This is a genomic window from Microbacterium sp. C-MGS6, from assembly GCF_058140415.1.
Genome location: NZ_CM176934.1, coordinates 1,124,287 through 1,146,631, shown reverse-complemented (window position 1 = coordinate 1,146,631; position 22,345 = coordinate 1,124,287). Strand labels below are relative to the sequence as shown.

Annotated in this window: 19 protein-coding genes and 1 riboswitch; of the genes, 7 read left to right on the top strand and 12 right to left on the bottom strand. The window is 72.1% G+C overall.

Annotation, left to right across the window (positions count from 1 at the left end):
* Positions 1-5: 5 nt before the first annotated feature.
* The 5 genes from eno to AC3B5L_RS05490 form a co-directional block, all read right to left on the bottom strand.
* Positions 6-1,286, bottom strand: coding sequence for a phosphopyruvate hydratase (eno, locus tag AC3B5L_RS05510; RefSeq protein WP_187663578.1), 1,281 nt, complete (start codon positions 1,284-1,286; stop codon positions 6-8).
* 112 nt (positions 1,287-1,398) lie between these two features.
* A complete protein-coding gene (locus tag AC3B5L_RS05505) occupies positions 1,399-2,058 on the bottom strand; it encodes an O-methyltransferase (protein WP_187663577.1) in 660 nt (219 codons plus the stop codon).
* Between the two features lie 4 nt (positions 2,059-2,062).
* Positions 2,063-3,031, bottom strand: a complete 969-nt coding sequence (locus tag AC3B5L_RS05500; RefSeq protein ID WP_313366435.1) for a CPBP family intramembrane glutamic endopeptidase — start codon at positions 3,029-3,031, stop codon at positions 2,063-2,065.
* Positions 3,028-4,083: a DUF1648 domain-containing protein gene (locus tag AC3B5L_RS05495; RefSeq protein ID WP_268777796.1), complete on the bottom strand. Its 1,056-nt coding sequence runs from the start codon at positions 4,081-4,083 to the stop codon at positions 3,028-3,030. The genes AC3B5L_RS05500 and AC3B5L_RS05495 overlap by 4 nt, the downstream gene beginning before the upstream one ends.
* Positions 4,070-4,477 (bottom strand): GntR family transcriptional regulator, encoded by a 408-nt coding sequence (locus tag AC3B5L_RS05490; protein WP_187663574.1) that lies wholly within the window; start codon positions 4,475-4,477, stop codon positions 4,070-4,072. The genes AC3B5L_RS05495 and AC3B5L_RS05490 overlap by 14 nt, the downstream gene beginning before the upstream one ends.
* 99 nt (positions 4,478-4,576) lie before the next feature.
* Between AC3B5L_RS05490 and AC3B5L_RS05485 the strand changes: the two genes are divergently transcribed.
* Positions 4,577-5,047: a PaaI family thioesterase gene (locus AC3B5L_RS05485; RefSeq protein ID WP_259952131.1), complete on the top strand. Its 471-nt coding sequence runs from the start codon at positions 4,577-4,579 to the stop codon at positions 5,045-5,047.
* The gene (locus AC3B5L_RS05480) at positions 5,044-6,327 is read left to right on the top strand and encodes an APC family permease (RefSeq protein WP_490096272.1); all 1,284 of its coding nucleotides are present in this window, start codon (positions 5,044-5,046) and stop codon (positions 6,325-6,327) included. Before AC3B5L_RS05485 ends, AC3B5L_RS05480 begins: the two co-directional genes overlap by 4 nt.
* A gap of 6 nt (positions 6,328-6,333) precedes the next feature.
* Here the strand turns inward: AC3B5L_RS05480 and AC3B5L_RS05475 are convergent, their stop codons facing one another.
* Complete coding sequence (locus AC3B5L_RS05475) at positions 6,334-7,113, bottom strand: AraC family transcriptional regulator (RefSeq protein ID WP_268777797.1); 780 nt, start codon at positions 7,111-7,113, stop codon at positions 6,334-6,336.
* A gap of 93 nt (positions 7,114-7,206) precedes the next feature.
* Between AC3B5L_RS05475 and AC3B5L_RS05470 the strand changes: the two genes are divergently transcribed.
* The gene (locus tag AC3B5L_RS05470; RefSeq protein WP_259952128.1) at positions 7,207-7,734 is read left to right on the top strand and encodes a VOC family protein; all 528 of its coding nucleotides are present in this window, start codon (positions 7,207-7,209) and stop codon (positions 7,732-7,734) included.
* Here AC3B5L_RS05470 and AC3B5L_RS05465 read toward each other — a convergent pair.
* The 4 genes from AC3B5L_RS05465 to nhaA all read right to left on the bottom strand — a co-directional run bounded on the left by AC3B5L_RS05465 (position 7,703) and on the right by nhaA (position 11,733).
* Complete coding sequence (locus AC3B5L_RS05465) at positions 7,703-8,506, bottom strand: SGNH/GDSL hydrolase family protein (protein WP_490096271.1); 804 nt, start codon at positions 8,504-8,506, stop codon at positions 7,703-7,705. The genes AC3B5L_RS05470 and AC3B5L_RS05465 overlap by 32 nt on opposite strands.
* Before the next feature lie 60 nt (positions 8,507-8,566).
* Positions 8,567-9,817 (bottom strand): histidine--tRNA ligase, encoded by a 1,251-nt coding sequence (gene hisS / locus AC3B5L_RS05460; RefSeq protein ID WP_259952193.1) that lies wholly within the window; start codon positions 9,815-9,817, stop codon positions 8,567-8,569.
* A gap of 67 nt (positions 9,818-9,884) precedes the next feature.
* Positions 9,885-10,547: a nucleoside triphosphate pyrophosphohydrolase gene (locus AC3B5L_RS05455; protein ID WP_268777799.1), complete on the bottom strand. Its 663-nt coding sequence runs from the start codon at positions 10,545-10,547 to the stop codon at positions 9,885-9,887.
* 19 nt (positions 10,548-10,566) lie between these two features.
* Positions 10,567-11,733 (bottom strand): Na+/H+ antiporter NhaA, encoded by a 1,167-nt coding sequence (gene nhaA / locus AC3B5L_RS05450; protein ID WP_268777800.1) that lies wholly within the window; start codon positions 11,731-11,733, stop codon positions 10,567-10,569.
* 174 nt (positions 11,734-11,907) lie between these two features.
* Between nhaA and AC3B5L_RS05445 the strand changes: the two genes are divergently transcribed.
* Entirely contained in the window at positions 11,908-14,574 is a 2,667-nt protein-coding gene (locus AC3B5L_RS05445; RefSeq protein ID WP_419181741.1) for a phosphoenolpyruvate carboxylase, read from the top strand.
* A gap of 132 nt (positions 14,575-14,706) precedes the next feature.
* Positions 14,707-16,077 carry an NADP-specific glutamate dehydrogenase gene (gdhA, locus tag AC3B5L_RS05440; protein WP_071328131.1) on the top strand — a complete coding sequence of 457 codons (1,371 nt, stop codon included), beginning with the start codon at positions 14,707-14,709 and terminating at the stop codon, positions 16,075-16,077.
* A gap of 74 nt (positions 16,078-16,151) precedes the next feature.
* On the opposite strand, the gene AC3B5L_RS05435 is transcribed toward gdhA, so the two are convergent.
* Together AC3B5L_RS05435 and mfd are read right to left on the bottom strand one after the other, a co-directional pair.
* Positions 16,152-16,748 (bottom strand): gamma carbonic anhydrase family protein, encoded by a 597-nt coding sequence (locus AC3B5L_RS05435; RefSeq protein ID WP_490096270.1) that lies wholly within the window; start codon positions 16,746-16,748, stop codon positions 16,152-16,154.
* Positions 16,749-16,893: 145 nt separating this feature from the next.
* A complete protein-coding gene (gene mfd, locus AC3B5L_RS05430) occupies positions 16,894-20,460 on the bottom strand; it encodes a transcription-repair coupling factor (RefSeq protein WP_313366431.1) in 3,567 nt (1,188 codons plus the stop codon).
* A 142-nt stretch (positions 20,461-20,602) separates the two neighbouring features.
* Between mfd and AC3B5L_RS05425 the strand changes: the two genes are divergently transcribed.
* Positions 20,603-21,166: a GNAT family N-acetyltransferase gene (locus tag AC3B5L_RS05425; RefSeq protein ID WP_187663564.1), complete on the top strand. Its 564-nt coding sequence runs from the start codon at positions 20,603-20,605 to the stop codon at positions 21,164-21,166.
* 48 nt (positions 21,167-21,214) lie between these two features.
* On the top strand, positions 21,215-22,078 hold the full coding sequence (locus AC3B5L_RS05420) for an Fpg/Nei family DNA glycosylase (RefSeq protein WP_187663563.1): 864 nt from the start codon (positions 21,215-21,217) through the stop codon (positions 22,076-22,078).
* 66 nt (positions 22,079-22,144) lie between these two features.
* A riboswitch (FMN riboswitch) is annotated at positions 22,145-22,289 on the top strand.
* The last annotated feature ends 56 nt before the right edge of the window (positions 22,290-22,345 follow it).

Sequence of the window (22,345 nt, the reverse complement as noted above, 5' to 3'; positions counted from 1 at the left end):
GGCGCTCAGGCCCGGTAGCGCGGGAAGGCCGAGCGGCCGGCGAAGACCGCCGCGTCGCCCAGCTCCTCCTCGATGCGCAGCAGCTGGTTGTACTTCGCGACGCGCTCGCTGCGCGCCGGGGCGCCCGCCTTGATCTGGCCGGCGTTCGTCGCGACCACGAGGTCCGCGATCGTCGTGTCCTCGGTCTCACCCGAACGGTGCGAGAGCATGGCGGTGTAGCCCGAGCGCTGCGCGAGGCTCACCGCGTCGAACGTCTCGGTGAGCGTGCCGATCTGGTTGACCTTCACCAGGAGCGAGTTGGCGACGCCGCGCGTGATGCCGTCGGCCAGACGCTGCGGGTTCGTGACGAACAGGTCGTCGCCGACGAGCTGCACCTTCGAGCCCAGGGCGTCGGTGAGGTGCTTCCAGTTGTCCCAGTCGTCCTCCGCGAGGGCGTCCTCGATCGTGACGATCGGGAAGTCGTTGACGAGACCGACGTAGTACTCGGTGAGCGCCTCGGCGTCCCAGTCCTTGTTGTCGAGACGGTAGACGCCGTCGGTGAAGAACTCGGTGGCAGCGACGTCGAGGCCGAGCGCGATGTCGGTGCCGGGGGTGAAGCCCGCCTTCTCGATCGCCTTGACGAGGAAGTCGAGGCCCTCGCGGTTGCTGGGCAGGTCGGGGGCGAAGCCGCCCTCGTCGCCGAGACCGGTCGCGTAGCCCGCGGCCTTCAGCTCGGCACGCAGCACGTGGTAGGTCTCCACGCCCCAGCGCAGCGACTCGGAGTAGGTCTCCGCGCCGATGGGCGCGAGGAAGAACTCCTGCATGTCGATGCCGTTGTCGGCGTGCTCGCCGCCGTTGATGACGTTGAACAGCGGCACGGGCAGCACGTGCGCGTTGGGACCGCCGAGGTAGCGGAACAGCGGCAGGTCGGCGGAGTCGGCGGCCGCCTTGGCCACGGCGAGGCTCACGCCGAGGATGGCGTTGGCGCCGACGCGCTTCTTGTTGTCCGTGCCGTCGACCTCGATGAGGATCTCGTCGACGATGCGCTGCTCGCTCGCCTCCACGCCCTCGATGGCCGGGCCGAGCTCGTCGATGACGGCCTCGACGGCCTTGAGCACGCCCTTGCCCGAGTAGCGGCTCTTGTCGCCGTCGCGCAGCTCGTACGCCTCGAAGGCGCCGGTCGAGGCGCCGGAGGGGACGGCCGCGCGCTGCACGATGCCGTCGTCGAGGAGCACCTCCACCTCGACGGTCGGGTTTCCGCGCGAGTCGAGAATCTCGCGTGCGCCTACAGCCTCGATCAGTGCCACTGATGTGCTCCTTGTTCAGGATGGAAGGGTGTGTGGAGCGTCGTCGATCCGCGCCCAGTCTATCCCCGGCATCGGACGGCTCCCGGAGATGAAGCGGCGCGATGCGCCGGAGTCACACGACGAGGGCGAGCGCGATGCCGTCCCACCCCTTGATCCCGACCGTCTGCAGCGCCGTGGCGTCGAAGCGCGGGTCCTCCCCCAGCATCCGCAGGCCCGCACGGGTGCCGTTGACCTTGGAGTCCGTCGAGTCGTCGCGGACGATCTCGCCGTCGCGGCCGATGTTGTCGAGCACGACCACGGTGCCGGGGTGACCGAGCTTCGCGGCCCAGTCCAGGTAGACGGTGTTCGACTCCTTGTCGGCGTCGATGAAGACCAGGTCGAAGGCGCCGGTGAGGGTCGGGAGCACGTCGGCTCCGCGCCCGATCCGGATGTCGACCCGATCCCCCACCCCGGCGGCATCGATGCTCGCGCGGGCGACGGCGGCGTTGTCGGCCTCCGCCTCGATCGTCACCACTCGTCCGTCCGGTCCCACCGCTCGCGCCATCCAGATCGTCGAGTAGCCGCCGAGGGTGCCGATCTCCAGCACGCGGCGCGCACCGCTCATCCTTACGAGGAGGTTCAGCAGCTTCCCCGCGACCGGGGCGACCTCGATCTCGGGGAGCCCCGCGGCCCGCTGCGCCTCGAGCGTCGCCTCCAGGGCCGGGTCCGTGCCCACGAGCGTGTCGGCGAGGAAGGTGTCGGCGCGGGCCCAGGCGGCGGGAGTGGATTCCATGTGCTCAGCCAACCCCCGGCGCCGGTCGGCCGTCAAGCGTCGGCGGGGCCGGAGGGGTCCGCGGCGCGGCGAGCTCCGGCTGACGGCGGAACTGCCCGGTGAGCGCCAGGACGAGGGCCACGACGGCGGCGACGATCCAGCCCGCCGCGCCGAGCGGCCCGGCCAGGGCGAGGTCGGGCTGCACGGCGGCGACGATCATGATCATGCCCGCGGCGGCGTTGAGGGATCCATGCGCGACGACCGCCGGCCACAGCGAGCCGGAGCGCAGCCGGAGCCAGCCGAACAGCACGCCCCACGCCACGCAGCCGCCGATCATGAACAGCACGCCGGTGACGTCCGTCCGGCCGAAGTTGTAGCCGAGCAGGATGACAGGGCTGTGCCACAGCCCCCAGATCGCTCCGGTGAGCAGGAGCGCCGGCCAGGTGCCGAGCGGACGAAGCGCCGGGAGCAGCCAGCCGCGCCACCCGAGCTCCTCCCCGAAGGCGAGCACGCTGTTCACGAGGGCGCCGACGGGGATCGCCGCGAGCTGCGCGAACACGACCACGCCGACCGGCGGCACGGGTGCGCCCGCAGGGAGGGCCTCGGCGAGCTGGTCCGCGAACGCCGAGAAGGTGAGGTCGAGTCGCACCCACCCGAGCACGGCCGCGAGGAGGATGCCGAGGGCGACGAGCACCGGCGGCACGAGCCAGGCCGCGACCAGCAGGCCGACGACGCGCTTCGCGGGCCGCAGGGGCCACATCCCGAGGAAGCGCGCGCGGACGCCCTTCTCCGGCACGCCCGTGGTGAGCATGACGACGAGCACCGCGGCCGCCGGGGTGAACATCATCACGGGAAGGATCGCCCCCGCGAAGGGCTCGGCGAGGCCGTCGCCGAGCCAGAGGGGCAGGCAGACGAGAGCGGCGAGCCCGCAGGCCGTGAGGGTGAAGATGAGGACGGCGCGCCACGGGACACGCGTCGGTGTCGTGGTGGTCATCGCTCCGTCCTCTCCGTCTCCCCGGAGACTGCAGGCCCCGCAGACCGGTCCACGTACGTCTGCAGGAGCGCTGCCGCCTCCTCCGCGCCGTCGATCGTGATGACGAAGGGACCGTGGTCGCGGCGATGCACCTCGATCGCCGGCCCCTGCCGCATCACGATCCCGCTGCGGCCGTCCGGGGCGAGACGCCAGCCCCAGCCGCCGAACTCCCCGAAGGGCGAGATGCGCACGGCCCGGACCGAGACGATCTCCGCCACCGGGATGGTCCTGCGAGGCCACCCGATCACGGCTCGGGCGTCGATGCCGTCCGGCGTGACACGCACCCGGAACGACGTGGTCGCCGCCAGCGCGAATCCGACGACGAGCGCCACCAGGGCCGAGACCCAGGCCATCGGGGTTCGGGTGACGACCATGATCACGGCGAGCGCCACGAGCCCGAGCAGCACGAGCAGCAGGAAGACGAGAGCACCGGTGGGCATGGTCGTCGTCCCCACCCACACGACGCGCTCCCCCTCGCCGACCCGCACGTCGTGTCGCGGCGTGAGGGCGGCGCCGGGGATCGCACGGACGCGCGGCTGCACGAACCACGCCATCGCGCCCACGCCGAGCAGGGCCGCGAAGGCCAGCCCCATCACCCCCGCGATGCCAGGGACGTCACCGGCGGGCGGCATGTCGCGCTGGATCGCGAGGGAACCCAGGCAGATCACGGCCGCGAACGCCGACATGCCGGCTGCGGTCGCCCCGAGCAGCCGGGCGGTGGCGCCCCAGTGCGCCCCGACGGCGACGAGCGTCGTGATGGTCAGGAGCACCGGGATGCCGAGACCGACCCCGAGGAGCACCCAGAGGTAGGTGGTTGCCGGGCCGAACCCGTCCGCCCCGTCGACGCCCCAGTGGATCGCGACGTCGGCGGGGAATGACGGGAGCCAGGTCATCAGCACGAGAGCGGAGATCGCGACGATGAGCACGGGGAGGACCGACGCCACGAGGACGAAGGCCCGTCGCGCGAGGCGCAGGGTGGCCGGAGGGGTGCGAGTGGGGTCAGGCGTCGTCATCGGGGGCCTCCTGGGGAGTCGCGGCGGGAGTGGGCGGTTCGGCTTCTGCGCGGTGCGTGCGGACGATTCCGGCGAGAGTGTCGGCGGAGACCCCCAGGGCGGCGGCCCGTCGGATCAGCCCGTCGATCTCGTGCGAGAGCTCCGCGAGGGGCGCGGCGGAGGCGGCGATCACGGCGCCCCTGCCCCGCCGGAGGTCGACCAGGCCCTCGTCGCGCAGGCGCTGGTAGGCGTGCAGGACGGTGTGCTGGTTGATGTCGAGCGCGGCCGCCACGTCGCGGGCGGCCGGCAGACGATCGCCGGGCGCGAGGGCGCCGGAGAGGATGTCCGCGCGCACCGAAGCGGCCACCTGGTCGTAGAGCGCGTGCGGACTGTCGACATCGACGCGGATGAGCATGGCGCCTCCCTTCTCTAGTTATTCTATGTGAACTAGAATAACTGTGCCAACCCTCCAGTCGTCTTCGTCGCAGCCGCGCGCATCCTCCACACTGACCTCATGCGCATCACGCCCCGCCGCCTCGCCCTCGGCATGAGCCTCTGGATCCCCAACCTGTGCAGCGGCATCCGTGTCCGCCGGTTCAGCGACGACTGGACGCGCGCGACCGTGGAGCTGCACGTGAACCTCCTCACCCGCAACTATGTGAATACCGCGTTCGGCGGGTCGATGTCGGCGATGACCGACCCCTACTTCTTCATGCTCGTCATGCACCAGCTCGGGCGGGACTACGTCGTATGGGACACGCGCGGCGAGATCGAGTTCCTCAAGCCGGGGCGTGGGGTGCTGACCGCGGAGTTCGAGGTGACGCGGGAGAAGGCCGAGGAGTTGCGACAGCGTGCCCACGGCGGGGCCAAAGTGCTCGAGTGGTTCGAGACCGTCATCACCGATCGCCACGGGGACGTCGTGGCGAAGGTGCGCCGCGAGGTCTACATCCGCGAGAAGAAGCGCGTCACCGCAGCGCGGGGATGACCCGTCACCCGCCGTTCACCCCGGCGTGGGACGATGACCGGATGCCCCTCGCCCGCCGCCTGACGCTGCCAGACGCCGTAGCGATCGGCCTCGGATCGATGATCGGCGCCGGCGTGTTCGCGGTCTGGGGTCCGGCCGTCGACGTCGCCGGAAACGCGACGCTCGTCGCCCTCGCGATCGCCGCCGCGGTCGCCTACGCGAACGCCACCGCCTCTGCGCAGCTCGCCGCTGTGCACCCGGTCGCCGGCGGCACGTACGCCTATGCGCGGGCGGAGATCGGACCGTGGTGGGGCTTCGTCGCCGGATGGAGCTTCGTGATCGGCAAGATCGCGAGCTGCGCCGCCATGGCCATGACCTTCGCCGCCTACGCCGCGCCGGCGGGATGGCAGACCCCCGTCGCCGTGATCGCCGTCGCCGCCCTCGCGGTCGTGAACTGCCTGGGCGTGACCCGGACGGCGCTGGCGACCCGCATCCTCGTGGCGTGCTCCCTCCTCGGGCTCGCGGTCGTGGTGGCGGTCGGCTTCGGCGCCGCCCCGACCGCCTCGCCCGCACCGCTGCCTGACGCGACCGTCTACGGGGTGCTGCAGGGCGCCGGGCTGCTCTTCTTCGCCTTCGCGGGCTACGCCCGGATCGCCACGATGGGCGAGGAGGTGGTGGACCCCGCGCGGACGATCCCGCGCGCGATCGTGCTCGCTCTCGGCGGCGCCGTCGTCGTCTACGCGCTCGTGGGCCTCGTGGTGCTCCTCGTCCTCGGCGGCGACGCGCGGGGAGCGGCCGCACCCCTGGCCGACATCCTCACCGCGGCCGGCTGGTCGGCGTTCGCCCCCGTGGTGCGGATCGCTGCGGCGGCCGCCTCCCTCGGCGCGCTGCTCGCCCTGCTCACCGGCATCGGCCGCACGACGCTCGCCATGGCGCGGGAAGGCGATCTCCCTCGGGTCCTCGCCCGTATCGACGACCGGCACCAGGTGCCGCGCCGTGCCGAGATCACCCTCGCCGTCATCGTGATCGGGCTGGTGCTCGTGGGAGACCTCCGGGAGGTGATCGGGTTCTCGTCCTTCGGCGTGCTGCTGTACTACCTCATCGCGAACGCCGCCGCGTTCCGCCAGCAGGGGGCCGCCCGACGCTACCCGCGGATGCTGCAGGTGGGAGGAGCGCTCGGCTGTCTCGTGCTGGTGAGCACGCTTCCCGTCCTCGCCTCGCTCCTCGGCACAGGCGTCGTGCTGCTCGGCATCGCCGGACGGGCCCTGCGGATGCGGTGGCCGCAGCGCGGGCGGCCCTGATCGGTCTCAGCCGGAGACACCCGCGCGATAGTCGCGGGGTGGCAGACCGAGGACGGCCGCGAAGTCGCGCGTGAGATGGGCGTGGTCGGCGTACCCCAGCGCGGCGGCGAGCGACGTGAGATCCGTCTCCGGCTCCTCGCGGAGACGCTGTGCCGCCTCCTGCAACCGGCGGCGGCGGATGATCGCGCCCGGCGAGAGCCCGACGGTGCGGTGCGTGAGCCGCTGCAGCGTGCGCACCGAGACCGCGAGTCGGGTCGCCGCCTCCTCCGGAGTCAGCGCCGCCCCCTCCCCCAGCAGCACGTCGAGCATCGCGTTGGCCTGCCGCCCCACCGCGCCGACCGGGCCGACGCGCTGAGACAGCCACGCGGAGAAGACCGCGACGGCGCGCTCCCGTCGCCCGGGCTGTGACCGCATCGCCGCCGTCACCCCCTCGTGCAGATCGGGGGCGTCGAAGGACCGCTCCGCGTCGATCAGACCCGGCGGGTCGTCGGTGAGGGCCACGACGGCCGCCGGGCGCAGGAGAGCGCCGACAGCCCACCCCGACCCCCGCAGCTCCCTGGTCGACGCCCGTGTCGTGGCGCCCGAGATCGACACGCCCTCGGGGGCGACGACGAGGTTGACGGCCGGATACGCGACGATCTCCTGCCGGGACACCTCGCCCTCCGGAAGGCTCCACTCCGGGATCCAGAACCAGGCGACGAGCGCGGCGGCGTCTTCGGGCGGGGGCAGCCGATGGAACGCGGGCAGCCGCGCGGGGTAGAGCACTCCGCGCGTCCGGTCCACCATGGCCCCCAGCGTAGAGCGCGCCACCGACGTGTCGTCGAGGACGTGTCGCGGATCTTCAAGCGGCTGTCGCCCTCCCCGTCCTACCGTGGCGACATGACGGATCAGACACCTCCGGCCGGCGTGACCGGCGCGCACACGACCGACGGCCGCCCCCACAGCGCGACCTCGCTGACCCCCTTCCTCGCGATCCCCGACGCCGCCCGCGCCGTCGAGTTCTACCGGGACGTCTTCGGCGCCCGCGTGGTCGACGTCACGGAGTTCGGCGGCACCGTCGCGCACGCCGACCTCGACTTCGGACTCGGCCGGCTGCAGCTCGGCGAACCCAGTCCCGAGTACCACCTCGTGCCCGCCCCCTCCGGCGACGACGACTGCTATTCGATGGGCCTCTACGTCCCGGATGTGGACGCCGTCGTCGCGCGCGCCGTCGAGGCGGGGGCGACCGTCCGCGAGGCGCCGTCCCTGTTCGTCTCCGGCGACCGCTACGCGAGCATCCGCGACCCGTTCGGCGTGCGGTGGTCGATCATGACGCGCGTGGAGGATCTGTCCGACGAGGAGAGCGCCCGACGGGTGGCCGCGTGGGCTGCCTCCTTCACTGCGGCACCGGAGGGCGCCGAGAGCTGAAAGCGGCCACGGCGGAGCGCTCGACCGCGGGCAGCAGCGCCTCCGCGGTGCGGCGGTAGCCGAGGGCGCTCGGATGGAAGCGGTCGAGGCTGAACATCTCCTCGGGCTCGTCGAAGAACATCGGCCCCACGGCGCGCCGCAGGTCGACCGTCTCCGCGCCCTCTCGGCCTGCCGCCTCCGCCTGCACCTCGGCCAGCCGCCGGGACAGACCGGAGGCGATGCGGCGCAGCGGCTGGGGCACGGCACGCAGGGCGCCGAGGTCGGGGCAGGTGCCGACGACGACGCGGGCGCCGAGCGCGTGCAGGCGGACGATGGCCTCGCGCAGATGCCGTGCCGACTCCGCGGGCGGGAGGCGGTGGGTGACGTCGTTTCCGCCGACCACGATCACGGCGACGTCGGGGCGATAGTCCGTGGGGAGGCGGGAGATCTGCCCGGCGAGATCCCGCGACTCCGCGCCCACGACCGCGGCGGTGCGCAGCCGCACCGGACGCCCGAGTCGGCGTGCCGTCGCCTTCGCGAGCCGCGCCCCGAGGGTCTCCTTCCGCCGTGCCGCTCCCAGCCCGGCGGCGAGGGAGTCGCCCAGCAGCAGGAGGTCGAGCGGCTCGCCCTCGAGACCTGGGCGCCAGACACGGTCGGCGTCGAGCGACTGCTCCCCCAGCGGCTTCCCGATGCGCCGGCGCGCGACGGCGGCCTGCCGGTCGAGGACCGTGCGGGCGCCCACGAGCAGGGCCGCGGCGAGCGCGATGACGGTGAAGAGAGGCAGGCGGCGCACGGCCCGATTCGAGCCGACCGCCGTGAACGCCCGGTGAACGCGTCTTCCGACGGGGGCGACTCAGGCCAGCGTCTTGATCTCGAGCTCGTCGTCTCCCGGTCGCACGCTCGCGAAGTGCGTGTACCCGTCCGCCGCCGACCGTTCCAGCAGCGCCTTGAGGTTCTTCGTCCGCTGCTCGAGTCGCACCCGCGCGCCCTTGGCGACGAGAGCCGTCTTGTGCGCCACGAGCTCCGCCACGGGGACGGCGGCGTCGTGGACGAGCACGATGGCCTGCGCGGCGGTCGCCGGATCCGTCGAGACGAGGTCGACCAGGCGCTCGAAGCCGAGGGAGAAGCCCACCGCGGGGACCTCCTGCTGCAGGAACCGGCCGATCATGCCGTCGTACCGTCCACCGCCGCCGAGCGAGTACGTCACGGAGGGGTGCGCGAGCTCGAAGATGGTCCCCGTGTAATAGCCCATGCCCCGCACGAGGAAGGGGTCGAACACGAGAGGGATGTCGTCCTGCCCGCGCCCCGCCGCGACCGCCTCGCCGATGCCGACGAGGTGGGCGACGAGCTCGTCCGGCGCGCCGTCCGGGAGCGCCTTGCGGATCTGGCTGTCGCCGAACGGGTGGTACTCGAGCGTCTGCGGGCGACCGAGGAAGGCCTGGAACGCGTCGACCGCCGTGGCCGTCGCCCCCCGCTCGCGGAGCTCGGCGGCCACGCCCTCCGGTCCGATCTTGTCGAGCTTGTCGATCGTGATCAGCACCTGCGGGCGCTCGTCCTCGGTGAAGCCGAAGTGCTCGAGCATCCACTCCAGGACGCGGCGGTCGTTGATCCGCACGCTCGCGCCCTCCAGACCCAGCGCGTCGACGGTGTCGAGCGAGGCCGCCAGCAGCTCGGCCTCCGCGCGCGCCGACGCGTCGCCGATGATGTCGATGTCGCACTGGACGAACTGGCGGTAGCGCCCCTTCTGCGGGCGCTCGGCCCGCCACACGGGCCCGATCTGGATGGACCGGAAGACACCGGGGAGCTGCCCGCGGTTGCTCGCGTAGAAGCGGGCGAGCGGCACCGTCAGGTCGTAGCGCAGGCCGAGATCGGAGAGCTCGGCGGGGTCATCGGCAGCGGCGCGGATGGCCTCCGCATCCAGGCCGCGGCGCAGGATGTTGAACGACAGCTTCTCGTTGTCGCCGCCGATGCCGGCATGCAGCCGGTCGTACTCCTCGACCACGGGGGTCTCGATCTCATCGAATCCGTGCGCGCGATAGCGGTCGCGGATGACGGAGAGCACCCGCTCACGGCGGGCCTTGTCGGCGGGGAGGAAGTCGCGCATGCCGCGCGGCGCGTTCACGGTAGCCACCCGTCCATCTTCCCAGGTCGGCGGCGGTGTCCGCGTCGCGTCAGCCGGCCTCGGCGGCGCGGACCTCGTCCTCCAGGCGCGTCAGCCGTTCCCGGAGCGCGCGCTCCGCGTCCCAGCCCTCGGCCCTGGCGGTGTCCACGAGGGCGAGGAGGGCATCGCCGAGTTCCTCCTCCGAAGACGGGCGCATGGCGGACGGATGCGTGGGCGCCACGCCGGCACCGGCGGCACGGCCCGACATCTTCTGGGCGCGGGCGAGGGCCGGCATCGCGCGCGGGATCCCGTCGAGCACGCTGCGGCGGGTGCGCTTCTCCGCCGCCTTCGCCGCGTTCCAGTGCACGAGCACCTCCTCCGGCGTCTCCGCGACCTCGTCGCCGAACACGTGCGGGTGCCGCCGCACCATCTTCTCGGTGAGCGTGCGGGCCACATCGTCGATGTCGAAGGGGTCGTCCGGATCCTGCGCCGCGATGGCGGCGTGGAAGAGCACCTGCCACAGCAGATCGCCGAGTTCCTCGCGGAGGTCGGCGCGAGACCCGTCCTCGACCGCGTCGATCACCTCGTGGGACTCCTCGATGAGGTACGGCACGAGATCGCGATGTGTGATGCGCTGCGACCACACGCACCGCTCCCGCACCGTGCGCATGGTCTCCGCGGCCGCACGCAGCGGATCGTCGATGCCGTCGGGGCCTCGCTGCTCGCTGGTCATGCTTCCTCCGGACTCCGGCTCACGCGGGGATGGGCGCAGCGCGACGGTACCACCGGGCGCGCAGGGTGACGACGATGCCGGACAGGATCAGCGCGAGCAGCGAGCCCACGAGGACGCCGAGGATCGCCTGGTCCCGGATGACCGCATCGCCCTCGAACGCGAGGTTCGCGAGCAGGAGCGAGACGGTGAACCCGATACCGCCCAGGGCGCCAGCGGCGACGATGTCCGCGAAGGGCAGCGCCGGGTCGGCGCCCTTCGGCCGGATGCGCATGGCGAGCCAGCCGAACAGGGAGATGCCGATGATCTTCCCGACCGGCAGCGCCACGACGATCGCCCAGAACGCCGGGGACAAGGCCGTCGGCGAGACCGCCGGGATCACGACGAACGCCGCCACGAACGCGAACAGCGGCAGGATCGCCCCGTTCACGGTCGGCTCCAGCGCATGCCGGGTGCGTCCGGCGGGTACCGGCGCCATGACGAGGCCGAGCATCACGCCGGCGATGGTCGCGTGGATGCCGGACGAGGCGACGAGGCCCCACGTGACGACGCCGACGACGGCCATCGCGACCGCGACGAGTGTGTGGCCGGTCGCATGCAGCAGGCGGCTCAGCAACCAGAACACGGCCACCCCGACGATCGCGAGACCGAAGAGGAGCCACTGCACGTCGTGCGCGAAGAGCACCGCGATGAAGATGATGCCGATGATGTCGTCGAGGATCGCAAGGGCCAGCAGGAACACCCGCACCCGGGAGGGCAGTCCGCGACCGAACATCGCCAGCACGCCGAGTGCGAAGGCGATGTCGGTGGCGGTCGGGATCGGCCAGCCCGACGCCGTCTCCGGCCCGCCCGCGATCAGCAGGTACACGAGGATCGGCACGAGCACGCCGCCGGTCGCCGCGATGGCCGGCTGCACAGCCTTCCGCGGGGAGTCGAGCTCGCCGTGGGTGAGCTCGTGCCGCAGCTCGATCGCCACGACGAGGAAGAAGATCGCGAGCAGGCCGTCCGACACCCAGTGCGCGATCGAGAGGTCCAGCGCCGTCCCTGGGACCGCGAGATGCGTGTCCAGCAGTCCGGCGATCGCGTCGTGCGTGGGCAGGTTCGCGAAGAGGAGGCCGAGGCCGGCGGCCACGAGCAGGAGGACGGCGGGGAACTGCTGCCCGCGGAGGGGGTTCGCTGTGATGCGCATCCCGTCCATCGTAGGCCGGGATGTCACACGGTCGTCATGCGTGCGGGACACCCCGATCCACCCGGCTACTCTCGGAGGGTGACCCCCGATTCCCCCGCTTTCTCCGAGCCGACGCCCACCGAGGCCATCCGCGTGATCGGTCGTTTCGAAGCCGGTCGCGGCATCCCCGATGCCATGCGCTCCGACGTGCGGATGCTGGGCCAGCTCCTCGGCCAGGTGCTCCGCGAAGCCGGCGGCGACGACCTCTTCGAGGACGTCGAGCGCCTGCGCCTCGCGACGATCCAGGCCTACGAGGACCACAGCTCCGACGCGTTCGACCGCGCCGCGGCGATCGCCGACTCCTTCACGATCGCCCGCGCCGACGAGGTCGCCAGGGCGTTCACCTGCTACTTCCACCTCGTGAACCTCGCCGAGGAGCACCAGCGCGTGCGCGTGCTCCGGGAGCGGGCGGGACAGCCGAGCCCTTCGACAGGCTCAGGCCCTTCGACAGGCTCAGGGACCCAGGGGGGCTCGGGCCCTTCGACAGGCTCAGGGACCCAGGCGACGGACACGGTCGCGGGGGCGTATGCGCGGCTGCGCGAGGAGGTCGGCGACGACGAGGCCCGCCGGCGTCTGGACGGCCTGCGCTTCCACCCGGTCTTCACGGCGCACCCGACCGAGGCCCGTCGACGCGCCGTCTCGTCGAGCATCCGCCGCCTCTCCGAGCTGCTCACCCAGCACGACGCGGCGAGCGCCGGCGGCTCCGAGGAGCACCGGGCCCGCCGCCGGATGCTCGAGGAGATCGACACCCTCTGGCGGACGGCGCCGCTGCGGGCACAGAAGCCCTCCCCGACCGACGAGGTGCGCACCGTCATGGGCGTCTTCGACGAGACGCTGTTCACCACGGTCCCGCACGTCTACCGCCGCATCGACGACGCCCTCCGCGGCGAGGAGTCCGGCGCCAGCGCTCCGGTCGTCCCCGCGTTCGTGCGTATCGGCTCCTGGGTCGGCGGCGACCGCGACGGCAACCCGTTCGTCACGGCCGCCGTGACCCGTGAGGCTTCGCAGATCGCCTCCGACCACGTGCTCCGCGGGCTCGAGCGGGCACTCGACCGGATCGGCCGCACCCTCACGCTCGCCGCCGACGACACCCCGCCCAGCACCGACGTCATCGCGCTCTGGGAGCGTTTCGCGGCCGCAGAGCCGGCGGTCGCCGACGAACTCGCAGCCCGCTCGCCCGACGAGCCGCACCGCCGCGTCGTCCTCGTCATGGCCCGCCGCGTGGCGGCCACCCGCCGCGGAGACGACGAGGGCTACACCGGTCCGGAAGAGCTGCTCGCGGAGCTGAGCGCCGTGCAGTCCTCCCTCGTCGCCGCCGGAGCCCGCCGCCACGCCTTCGGGGGCGTGCAGCACCTGATCTGGCAGGTCGAGACCTACGGCTTCCACCTCACGGAGCTCGAGGTGCGCCAGCACTCCCAGGTGCACGCGAAGGCTCTGGCCGAGTTGGAGGCCGGCGGGGCGATCAGCACGCAGACGGAGGAGGTGCTGGAGGTGTTCCGCGCGATCGCGGACATCCAGCGCGACCGGGGGCTTCGCGCCGCGGGCCGCTACGTCGTCTCCTTCACACAGGCGGCCTCCGACCTCGCGAACGTGCACCGCCTCGCCCGCCACGCGCTCGGCGACGACGCCCCGGTGCTCGACGTCGTGCCCCTGTTCGAGACCTTCGCCGACCTCCAGGCCGCCCCGGAGATCCTCGCCGAGGCCGTCACCTTCCCCGAGTTCCGCGAGCGGATGGCCGCAACAGGGAACCGGCTGGAGGTCATGCTCGGCTACTCCGACTCCTCCAAGGACGTCGGGCCCGTCGCCGCGAACCTGGCGCTGTACACGGCGCAGGAGAAGATCGCCCGCTGGGCGCAGGAGTCCGGCATCGAACTGACCCTCTTCCACGGCCGCGGCGGTGCGCTCGGCCGCGGCGGCGGTCCCGCGAACTCGGCGATCCTCGCGCAGCCCCCGCACTCGGTCGACGGCCGGTTCAAGCTCACCGAGCAGGGCGAGGTCATCTTCGCCCGCTACGGCGAGCCCGCGATCGCGATGCGGCACATCGACCAGGTCGCCGCGGCGACGCTGCTCGCCTCGTCCCCCACGGTCGAGGAACGCACCAGCAGCGCAGCAGCCCGCTACGCCGATGTCGCCGCGACCATGGACGCCGCCTCGCGCGAGCGGTTCTTCGCGCTCGTCAAGGCCGAGGGCTTCGCCCCGTGGTTCGCCACCGTGACCCCGATGGAGGAGATCGGCCTGCTCGCGCTCGGCTCGCGACCCGCCCGCCGCGGCCTCTCGGTCGAGTCGCTGGAGGACCTCCGGGCCATCCCCTGGGTGTTCGCGTGGACGCAGGCCCGCATCAACCTCGCGGGCTGGTTCGGGCTCGGCACCGCGCTCGAGGCCGTCGGCGACGAGGAGCTGCTGGCGGAGGCCTACCGCGAGTGGCCGCTGCTGCGCACGATGGTCGACAACGTCGCGATGAGCCTCGCCAAGACCGACGAGCGCATCGCCCGGCAGTACCTCGCCCTCGGCGACCGCGACGACCTCGCCGCCCTGGTGCTCGACGAGCTCGCGCTCACCCGCCGCTGGGTCATCCGCCTCACCGGTGGCGAGGGCCTGCTGGAGAACAAGCCCGTGCTGCAGCGGGCCGTGCAGCTGCGCAGCCCGTACGTCGACGCCCTCTCGCTCCTGCAGCTGCGGGCGCTCCGCGCTCTCCGGTCGGCGCCGGAGCAGCCGGAGGGATCGGGGGCCGACGCCGAACAGCAGCGCCTGCTCCTCCTGTCCGTCAGCGGGGTCGCCGCCGGCCTGCAGAACACCGGGTGACCCGAGCCCTCCCGCCGCGTGCGCGGAGGCCCTCGTCGCCGACGCTAGAGTGAAACCTCCGCCTCACCCGGCTCTGCTTTCGCGCGCGACACGATCGCCCGCACCCCATCCCCCATCAGAAAGCCCTCCCGCGTGACCGTCACCACCCCCACCGACTTCCACCCGCTCGCCGACTCCGTGCAGCCCGTCTTCGACACGGTGCTGGCACGCAGCCCGCACGAGCCGGAGTTCCACCAGGCCGTCCACGAGGTGCTGCACTCCATCGCCCCGGTGCTGGAGCGCCACCCGGAATACGTGGACGGCGGGATCCTGGAGCGCCTGGTCGAGCCGGAGCGGCAGATCATGTTCCGCGTACCGTGGGTCGACGATGCCGGAAAGCTGCAGGTCAACCGCGGGTACCGCATCCAGTTCTCCTCTGTGCTCGGCCCGTACAAGGGCGGCCTGCGGTTCCACCCGTCGGTCAACCTCTCGATCATCAAGTTCCTCGGCTTCGAGCAGATCTTCAAGAACGCGCTCACCGGTCAGGGCATCGGCGGCGGCAAGGGCGGCTCCGACTTCGACCCGCACGGGAAGTCCGACGCCGAGGTCATGCGGTTCTGCCAGTCGTTCATGAACGAGCTCTACCGGCACCTCGGCGAGCACACCGACGTCCCCGCGGGTGACATCGGCGTCGGCGGCCGCGAGATCGGCTACCTCTTCGGCCAGTACCGCAAGGTCACCAACCGCCACGAGTCCGGCATGTTCACGGGCAAGGGCACCGGCTGGGGCGGCGCCGAGGTGCGGACGGAGGCCACGGGCTACGGCGCGGTGTTCTTCGCGCAGGAGATGCTCGGCGTGCACGGCGACTCCCTCGACGGCAAGCGCGTCGGCATCTCGGGCTCCGGCAACGTGGCGATCTACGCGATCCAGAAGGCCGCCCAGCTCGGCGCGACCGCGGTCACGGCGTCCGACTCCTCCGGCTACGTCGTCGACGACGCGGGTATCGATCTCGACCTGCTGCGTCAGCTCAAGGAGGTCGAGCGCGCCCGCATCGTCGAGTACGCGAACCGCCGCCCCAGCGCCCGCTTCGTGGAGAGCGGCAGCGTGTGGGAGGTGCCCGTGGACATCGCGGTGCCCTCCGCCACGCAGAACGAGGTCAGCCTCGCCGACGCGGAAGCCCTCATCGCGAACGGCGTGCGTGCCGTGTCCGAGGGCGCCAACATGCCGTGCGTCCCCGAGGCCGTCGAGGCCTTCCAGAAGGCGGGCGTGCTGTTCGCCCCGGGCAAGGCAGCGAACGCGGGCGGTGTCGCGACCTCGGCGCTGGAGATGAGCCAGAACGCCTCGCGGCAGCGCTGGAGCTTCGGCGACAGCGAGAACAAGCTCCGCGAGATCATGGGCGACATCCACCGTGCCGCCTTCGAGGCCGCCGAGCGTCACGGAGTCCCCGGCGACTACGTGGCCGGCGCCAACATCGCCGGCTTCGAGCGCGTCGCTGCGGCGATGCTCGCCCAGGGCGTCATCTGACCCGGTTCGAATCGCCTGATTGGTCGTGAATCCGGCCGGAATGCGACCAATCGGACGATTCGAAGGGTGTGCGGTCAGACCTGGCGGTCGTCGGCGTGCCGCGCGAGGGAGCTGCCGTAGCGCTCCGTGAGCTGGACCATGAGGTCGGGAGTGTCCCGGTCGACGCCGAAGACGTGTCCGGGGAAGTCGAGCTCGGGCTGTGCCGCCGCGATCTCCGCGTCCCTGTCGGGCGAGAGCAGCTGCACCGGATCCCCCACCGCGACCCAGCCGATCGGCACCACCGTCCCCGACGGCAGCACGGCACGGCGATGCACGATGGCGTCGACCCGCACCTCGCAGCGGTCCCCGACGAGGGCTCCGTTGAAGACCCGGGCCCCGGACGCGAAGAACACCTCCTCGCCCACGGTGGCCCCCGCGATGCTCGCCAGCGTGCCGACGAGGGTGTGCGCCCCGATGTGGACGGCGTTGGCCGCGGTCGCCCTGATCAGCGCGTTCTCCATGACGATGACGTGCGCCCCGAGGGTGATGGGGCCGCCCTCCGCGGTGATGACGGCGCCGTGCAGCACCTGGCAGCCGGGTCCGAGCTCCACGTCGCCGGAGATGACGGCGGTGGGAGCGACGACGGCGGTGTCGTGGATGCGGGGGCGAGCCCCGAGGTGCTCGTACAACATGCGGCCAGACTAGCCCCCGGCGTCTGCGGCGTGCACGACTTCGGAGATCATCACCGACACGCCGGACCCGAGCCGCCGGCGACGGCGTGTCGTCCGCGGGCTCCGCAGTCGTGCACGGCGGAGGCGGCCGCGACCGCCGGCCGGGTCACTCGGGCTTGGCGGGCTCGGGGAAGATGGCGGTGAACAGCTGGTCGACCCAGGCGAGCAGCTCCGCGTCGGGCAGCGGCTCCACGCCCACGCCGACCGCGGCGGGCACCGTGGGCATCGGCACGACGAGAGCCTCCCCGCCGGAGACGAGCTTCGCCTTCGGATAGAGCCGCTGCAGCCGGACCTTGATCGAGTCCTCGAGGCGGGCGGGCGCGAGGCGCAGGTTCGAGCCCATGGCCACGACGTCGGTGAGCCCGGCCCTGGCCGCCCGGCGCCGCAGTCGCGCGATCGACACGAGTCCGGTGACCTCCTCCGGCGGCGTGCCGTACCGGTCGACGAGCTCCTCCACCACGAGGTCGATGGCGTCGTCCTTCGCGGTCGCGGCCGAGGCTGCGGAGAGCTTCTGGTACGCCTCGAGCCGGAGGCGTTCGCTGTCGATGTAGTCCTCCGGTATGCGGGCGTCGAGCGGCAGCTCGAGTCGGAGCTCCTGCCCGGTCTCGACCTCCTCGCCCCGGAAGGTCGCGACGGCCTCGCCGATCATGCGCAGGTAGAGGTCGAAGCCGACCCCCGCGATGTGTCCGGCCTGCTCGGCGCCGAGGAGGTTGCCCGCACCGCGCAGCTCGAGGTCCTTGAGGGCGACCTGCATACCGGAGCCGAGGTCGTTGTTGACCGCGATGGTCTGCAGCCGGTCGGCCGCGGTCTCGCTCAGCGGCTTCATGTCGTCGTAGAGGAAGTACGCGTAGGCGCGCTCCCGTCCGCGACCCACGCGTCCGCGGAGCTGGTGGAGCTGGCTCAGACCGTACTTGTCGGCGCGGTCGATGATGATCGTGTTCGCGTTGGAGATGTCGAGGCCGGTCTCGATGATCGTGGTCGACACCAGGACGTCGAACTTGCGCTCCCAGAAGTCGTCGACGACCTGCTCCAGCGCGTGCTCGCCCATCTGGCCGTGCGCGACGGCGATCCGCGCCTCGGGGACCAGCTCGGCGAGCTCCGCCGCGACGCGCTGGATCGACTGCACGCGGTTGTGCACGAAGAAGACCTGGCCCTCTCGGAGGATCTCGCGGCGGATGGCGGCGGCGATCTGCTTGTCGCTGCGGGGGCCGACGAACGAGAGGATCGGGTGCCGATCCTCCGGCGGCGTGGCGAGGGTCGACATCTCGCGGATGCCGGTGACCGCCATCTCCAGGGTGCGCGGGATCGGGGTGGCGCTCATGGCGAGGATGTCGACGTTGGTCTTCATCTTCTTCAGCGCGTCCTTGTGCTCGACGCCGAACCGCTGCTCCTCGTCGATGATCATGAGGCCGAGGTCCTTGAACAGCACCTGGTCCGTGAGGATGCGGTGCGTGCCGATCACCATGTCCACGGAGCCGTCGAGCAGGCCCTGCAGGGTGAGCCGCGCCTCCTTGTCGGTCTGGAACCGCGACAGCGGCCGCACCTTGACCGGGAACCCGGCGAAGCGCTCCGTGAACGTCTCGAGGTGCTGCTTCACGAGCAGGGTCGTCGGGACGAGCATCGCCACCTGCTTGCCGTCCTGGATGGCCTTGAACGCCGCCCGGACCGCGACCTCGGTCTTGCCGAAGCCGACGTCGCCCGAGAGCAGCCGGTCCATCGGGATCGGCCGCTCCATGTCGGCCTTGATCTCGTCGATGGTCTGCAGCTGGTCGTGGGTCTCCGCGAACGGGAACGCCTCCTCCAGCTCGCGCTGCCAGGGGGTGTCAGGGCCGAAGGCGTACCCCTTGGCGCTCATCCGGGCGGAGTAGAGCTTGACGAGCTCGACGGCGATGTCGCGGACCGCCTTGCGCGCCTTGCCCTTGGCCTGCGCCCAGTCGCTGCCGCCCATCTTCGACAGCGTCGGGGCCTCGCCGCCGACGTACTTCGACAGGAGGTCGAGCTGGTCGGTGGGCACGTACAGCTTGTCGCCGGGGTAGCCGCGCTTGGACGGCGCGTACTCCAGCACGAGGTAGTCGCGGATCGACTTCGCGGCGTTGCGGCCGCCGGTGGAGACCTCGCGCTGGGTCATCTCGACGAACCGGCCGATGCCGTGCGTGGCGTGCACCACGAAGTCGCCCTGCTTGAGCTGCAGCGGGTCGACGACGTTCTTCCGACGGGACGCGAGCTTCTTGACGACGCGCTGGTCGCCGCCGATCGTGCGGCCGTAGAACTCGTTGTCGGTGAGGACGGCGAGCTTCGCCTCGGGCACCTGGAAGCCGGCCTCGACCCCGCCCACCGTGAGGGTCGCGACCCCCGGGTCCGGTGCGTCCGCGATCGACTCCACCACCCGGGCCGCGATGCCGCGGTCGGAGAGCACGTCGCGGGCACGGTCGACGAGGCCGTGTCCGGTCGCGAGGACGACCACCCGCCAGCCGTCGGCGACCTTCGCGTCGACGAAGGCGATCGCGCCGTCGACGTTGCCGTGGAAGGAGGGGATGACGGTGGCCGCCTCGACGCTCTCCGCGGTCGCGTCGCCGATCCCGAAGGGGCTCAGGCGCCACCACACGCCGCCGCGGTCGCGGACGACCTCGCGCAGATCGGCGATGGTGAGGAAGTCGCCGGCGCCGAGGTCGATGGGGGCCGAGGCTCCCGAGGTCGCCGCGCTCCAGGCGGCGTCGAGGAACTCGCGGTTCGTCTCGCCGAGGGTGAGGGCGCGGGCGGTCGAGCGCTCCGGGTCGATGACGGCGGTCGCCGTGCCCTCGGGCAGGTACTCGACGAGCGACTTGAGGGGACCGGCGACCGCGGGCAGCAGCGACTCCATGCCCTCGACCGGGATGCCCTCGGCCATCTTCTCGAGCATGCCGCTGATGGCGGGGAAGCCCCCGATGAGCGCCCTGGCCCGCTCCCGCACCTCGGCGGTGAGCAGGAGCTCGCGGCTGGGCGGGAGGTCGACGCCTGGCACGTCGCCGGGCAGAGAGCGCTGGTCCGCCACGGAGAACGCGCGGATCTGATCGATCTCGTCGCCGAAGAACTCCACGCGGTACGGGTGTTCGGACGTGGGAGGGAAGACGTCGAGGATGCCGCCGCGGACGGCGAACTCGCCCCGTCGCGACACCATGTCGACGCGGGAGTAGGCCCGTTCCACGAGCTGTTCGGCGACGTGGTCGAGCTCGTTGCCGCGGCTGCCCACCGTCAGCTCCAGCGGCACGATGTCGCCGAGGTTCCCGGCGATGGGCTGGAGCGCGGCGCGCACGGAGGCGACGACCACGAGAGGGCGCTCGCCTCTCCATTCGGCGACGCGGCGCAGGGTCTGCAGTCGCAGGCCGACCGTGTCCGGGCTGGGGCTGAGGCGCTCGTGCGGCAGCGTCTCCCAGGCCGGGAAGGTGAGCACCTCGGCATCCGGGACGTAGGTCTCCAGGGCCTGCGCGACCGATTCCGCGCGGCGCCCCGTGGGCACCACGGCCAGCAGCGCCGCCGGGTGGCCGGCCGCCGCACGCTTGGCGAGCAGACCGGCGAGAACGGGCGCGTCGAGCCCGTCGACCAGGCCGAGGTCGGCGTCGGTGTGCGCCCAGGCGAGAGCGTCACGATACAGAGACGCCTCTTCCAAGGCGCGCAGAATCCCCGGAACAGTCACCGGACAAGCCTAATCGCGCCCACGGACACTGCGGTCGACTCTCCCTGTCCCACCCCTTTCCGTGCCTCCCACCCCGTTACGGACGCGCGGAAGGGGCCGGGGCGGACCGAAGGGGCCGGGCCGAGCGTCTTAGGCTGGAGGGATGCCTCCGGTCACCCTCACCACCGCACGACTCGTCCTCCACGCTCCGACGGAGGCCGACGTCGACGCGATCACCGAGGCCTGCCAGGACCCCGAGATCGGGCGGTGGACGACGGTGCCCTCCCCCTACTTCCGCCAGGACGCGGAGGACTTCGTCGCCCTCGTGGAGCAGTGGTGGGAGGACGGCTCGCAGACCGTCTGGGGTGTCTACGCCGACGACGTCCTCGTGGGCATGGTCGGCCTCCACCACATCGGGGAGCATCCGGCCGGCGGTCATGCCGAGCTCGGCTACTGGGTCGTCGCGGACGCACGCGGCCGCGGCTACCTCGTCGAGGCCGCGCGTGCCGTGCTCGACTGGGGCTTCGCGGAGCTCGGTCTCGCGCGGATCCGCTGGCAGGCCGTCGTGGGCAACGTCCCCTCCGCCCGCGCCGCCCGCGCCCTCGGCTTCCGCTTCGAGGGCACCATGCGTCAGGGCCTCACCAGCCAGCGCGGTCGGGACGACGGCTGGCTCGCGGGGCTGCTGCGCGACGATGACCGGACGCCGGTGGAGTGGCCGGTGCTCTGAGCGCACGCCACGCGTGACAGCGTCGGACCCCGGTGACAGGATGGCTGCATGCCTGAGATGCCGGAGGTCGAAGGACTCGTCGCGTTCCTCGGCGAGCGCACCACCGGACGCACCATCACCCGTGCCTCCGTGGCCGCGATCGCCGCGCTGAAGACCTACGACCCGCCGATCTCGGCGCTGGAAGGCGCGTCGATCACCGGGGCGGAGCGCCGCGGCAAGTTCGTCGTGCTGTCCTGCGGGCCCGAGCTGCACCTCGTCTTCCACCTGGCGAAGGCGGGATGGCTGCGCTGGTACGACACCCTGCCCACCACGCTCCTCAAGCCGGGCAAGTCGCCCATCGCGCTGCGGATCGCCCTCGACGACGGCAGTGGCTTCGACCTGACCGAGGCCGGGACGAAGAAGTCGCTCGCCGTGTACGTCGTCCGCGACCCCGCCGAGGTGCCGGGTATCGCCCGCCTCGGCCCCGATCCGCTCGACCCGTCCTTCACCCGCGACGCCTTCGCCGCGCTGCTCGACGACCGCCGGATGCAGATCAAGGGGCTGCTCCGCGACCAGGGCGTCATCGCGGGTATCGGCAACGCCTACTCCGACGAGATCCTGCATGCAGCCCGCATGTCGCCGTATGCCATCGCCGGCACGCTGGACGACGCCGAGATCGACCGGCTGTTCGCGGCGATGCAGGAGACCCTCGCCGAGGCCGTCGCTGCTGCCGCGGGCAAACCTCCGGCCGACCTCAAGGACGCCAAGCGCCGCGGCATGCGGGTACACGCCCGCCGGGGCGAGGCGTGTCCGGTCTGCGGCGACGAGGTGCGCAGCGTCTTCTTCGCCGACCGCTCGCTGGAGTACTGCCCCACCTGTCAGACCGGCGGCAAGGTCCTCGCCGACCGGCGACTGTCCCGCCTGCTCAAGTGAGGGCCGGGCACGGCCCCTGCCACGGAATGAAACGGGCGCAGACGCGTTGAGTACACTCAGAGCAGCAACGTGCTCCGGGGTCGGTGGGAATCCGAACCGGCGGTGACAGTCCGCGAGCGTTCCGAGTGATCGGGATGCCGATCCGGTGGAATTCCGGAACCGACGGTGATGCGAGGGACACCTCGCTAGTCCGGAAGGGAGGCAGCACGAGGCGCACGCGCGTGCGTCCGTTCCGCCAGCCTGCAGCGACCCCGAGCCGCAGAGAGG

Coding starts and splice junctions, on each gene's coding strand:
- AC3B5L_RS05505 (WP_187663577.1), bottom strand. CDS start 2,058: ATGGAATCCACTCCCGCCGCCTGGGCCCGCGCCGACACCTTCCTCGCC.
- AC3B5L_RS05500 (WP_313366435.1), bottom strand. CDS start 3,031: ATGACCACCACGACACCGACGCGTGTCCCGTGGCGCGCCGTCCTCATC.
- AC3B5L_RS05495 (WP_268777796.1), bottom strand. CDS start 4,083: ATGACGACGCCTGACCCCACTCGCACCCCTCCGGCCACCCTGCGCCTC.
- AC3B5L_RS05490 (WP_187663574.1), bottom strand. CDS start 4,477: ATGCTCATCCGCGTCGATGTCGACAGTCCGCACGCGCTCTACGACCAG.
- AC3B5L_RS05485 (WP_259952131.1), top strand. CDS start 4,577: ATGCGCATCACGCCCCGCCGCCTCGCCCTCGGCATGAGCCTCTGGATC.
- AC3B5L_RS05480 (WP_490096272.1), top strand. CDS start 5,044: ATGACCCGTCACCCGCCGTTCACCCCGGCGTGGGACGATGACCGGATG.
- AC3B5L_RS05475 (WP_268777797.1), bottom strand. CDS start 7,113: ATGGTGGACCGGACGCGCGGAGTGCTCTACCCCGCGCGGCTGCCCGCG.
- AC3B5L_RS05470 (WP_259952128.1), top strand. CDS start 7,207: ATGACGGATCAGACACCTCCGGCCGGCGTGACCGGCGCGCACACGACC.
- hisS (WP_259952193.1), bottom strand. CDS start 9,817: ATGCGCGACTTCCTCCCCGCCGACAAGGCCCGCCGTGAGCGGGTGCTC.
- AC3B5L_RS05455 (WP_268777799.1), bottom strand. CDS start 10,547: ATGACCAGCGAGCAGCGAGGCCCCGACGGCATCGACGATCCGCTGCGT.
- nhaA (WP_268777800.1), bottom strand. CDS start 11,733: ATGCGCATCACAGCGAACCCCCTCCGCGGGCAGCAGTTCCCCGCCGTC.
- AC3B5L_RS05445 (WP_419181741.1), top strand. CDS start 11,908: ATGCGCTCCGACGTGCGGATGCTGGGCCAGCTCCTCGGCCAGGTGCTC.
- AC3B5L_RS05435 (WP_490096270.1), bottom strand. CDS start 16,748: ATGTTGTACGAGCACCTCGGGGCTCGCCCCCGCATCCACGACACCGCC.
- AC3B5L_RS05425 (WP_187663564.1), top strand. CDS start 20,603: ATGCCTCCGGTCACCCTCACCACCGCACGACTCGTCCTCCACGCTCCG.
- AC3B5L_RS05420 (WP_187663563.1), top strand. CDS start 21,215: ATGCCTGAGATGCCGGAGGTCGAAGGACTCGTCGCGTTCCTCGGCGAG.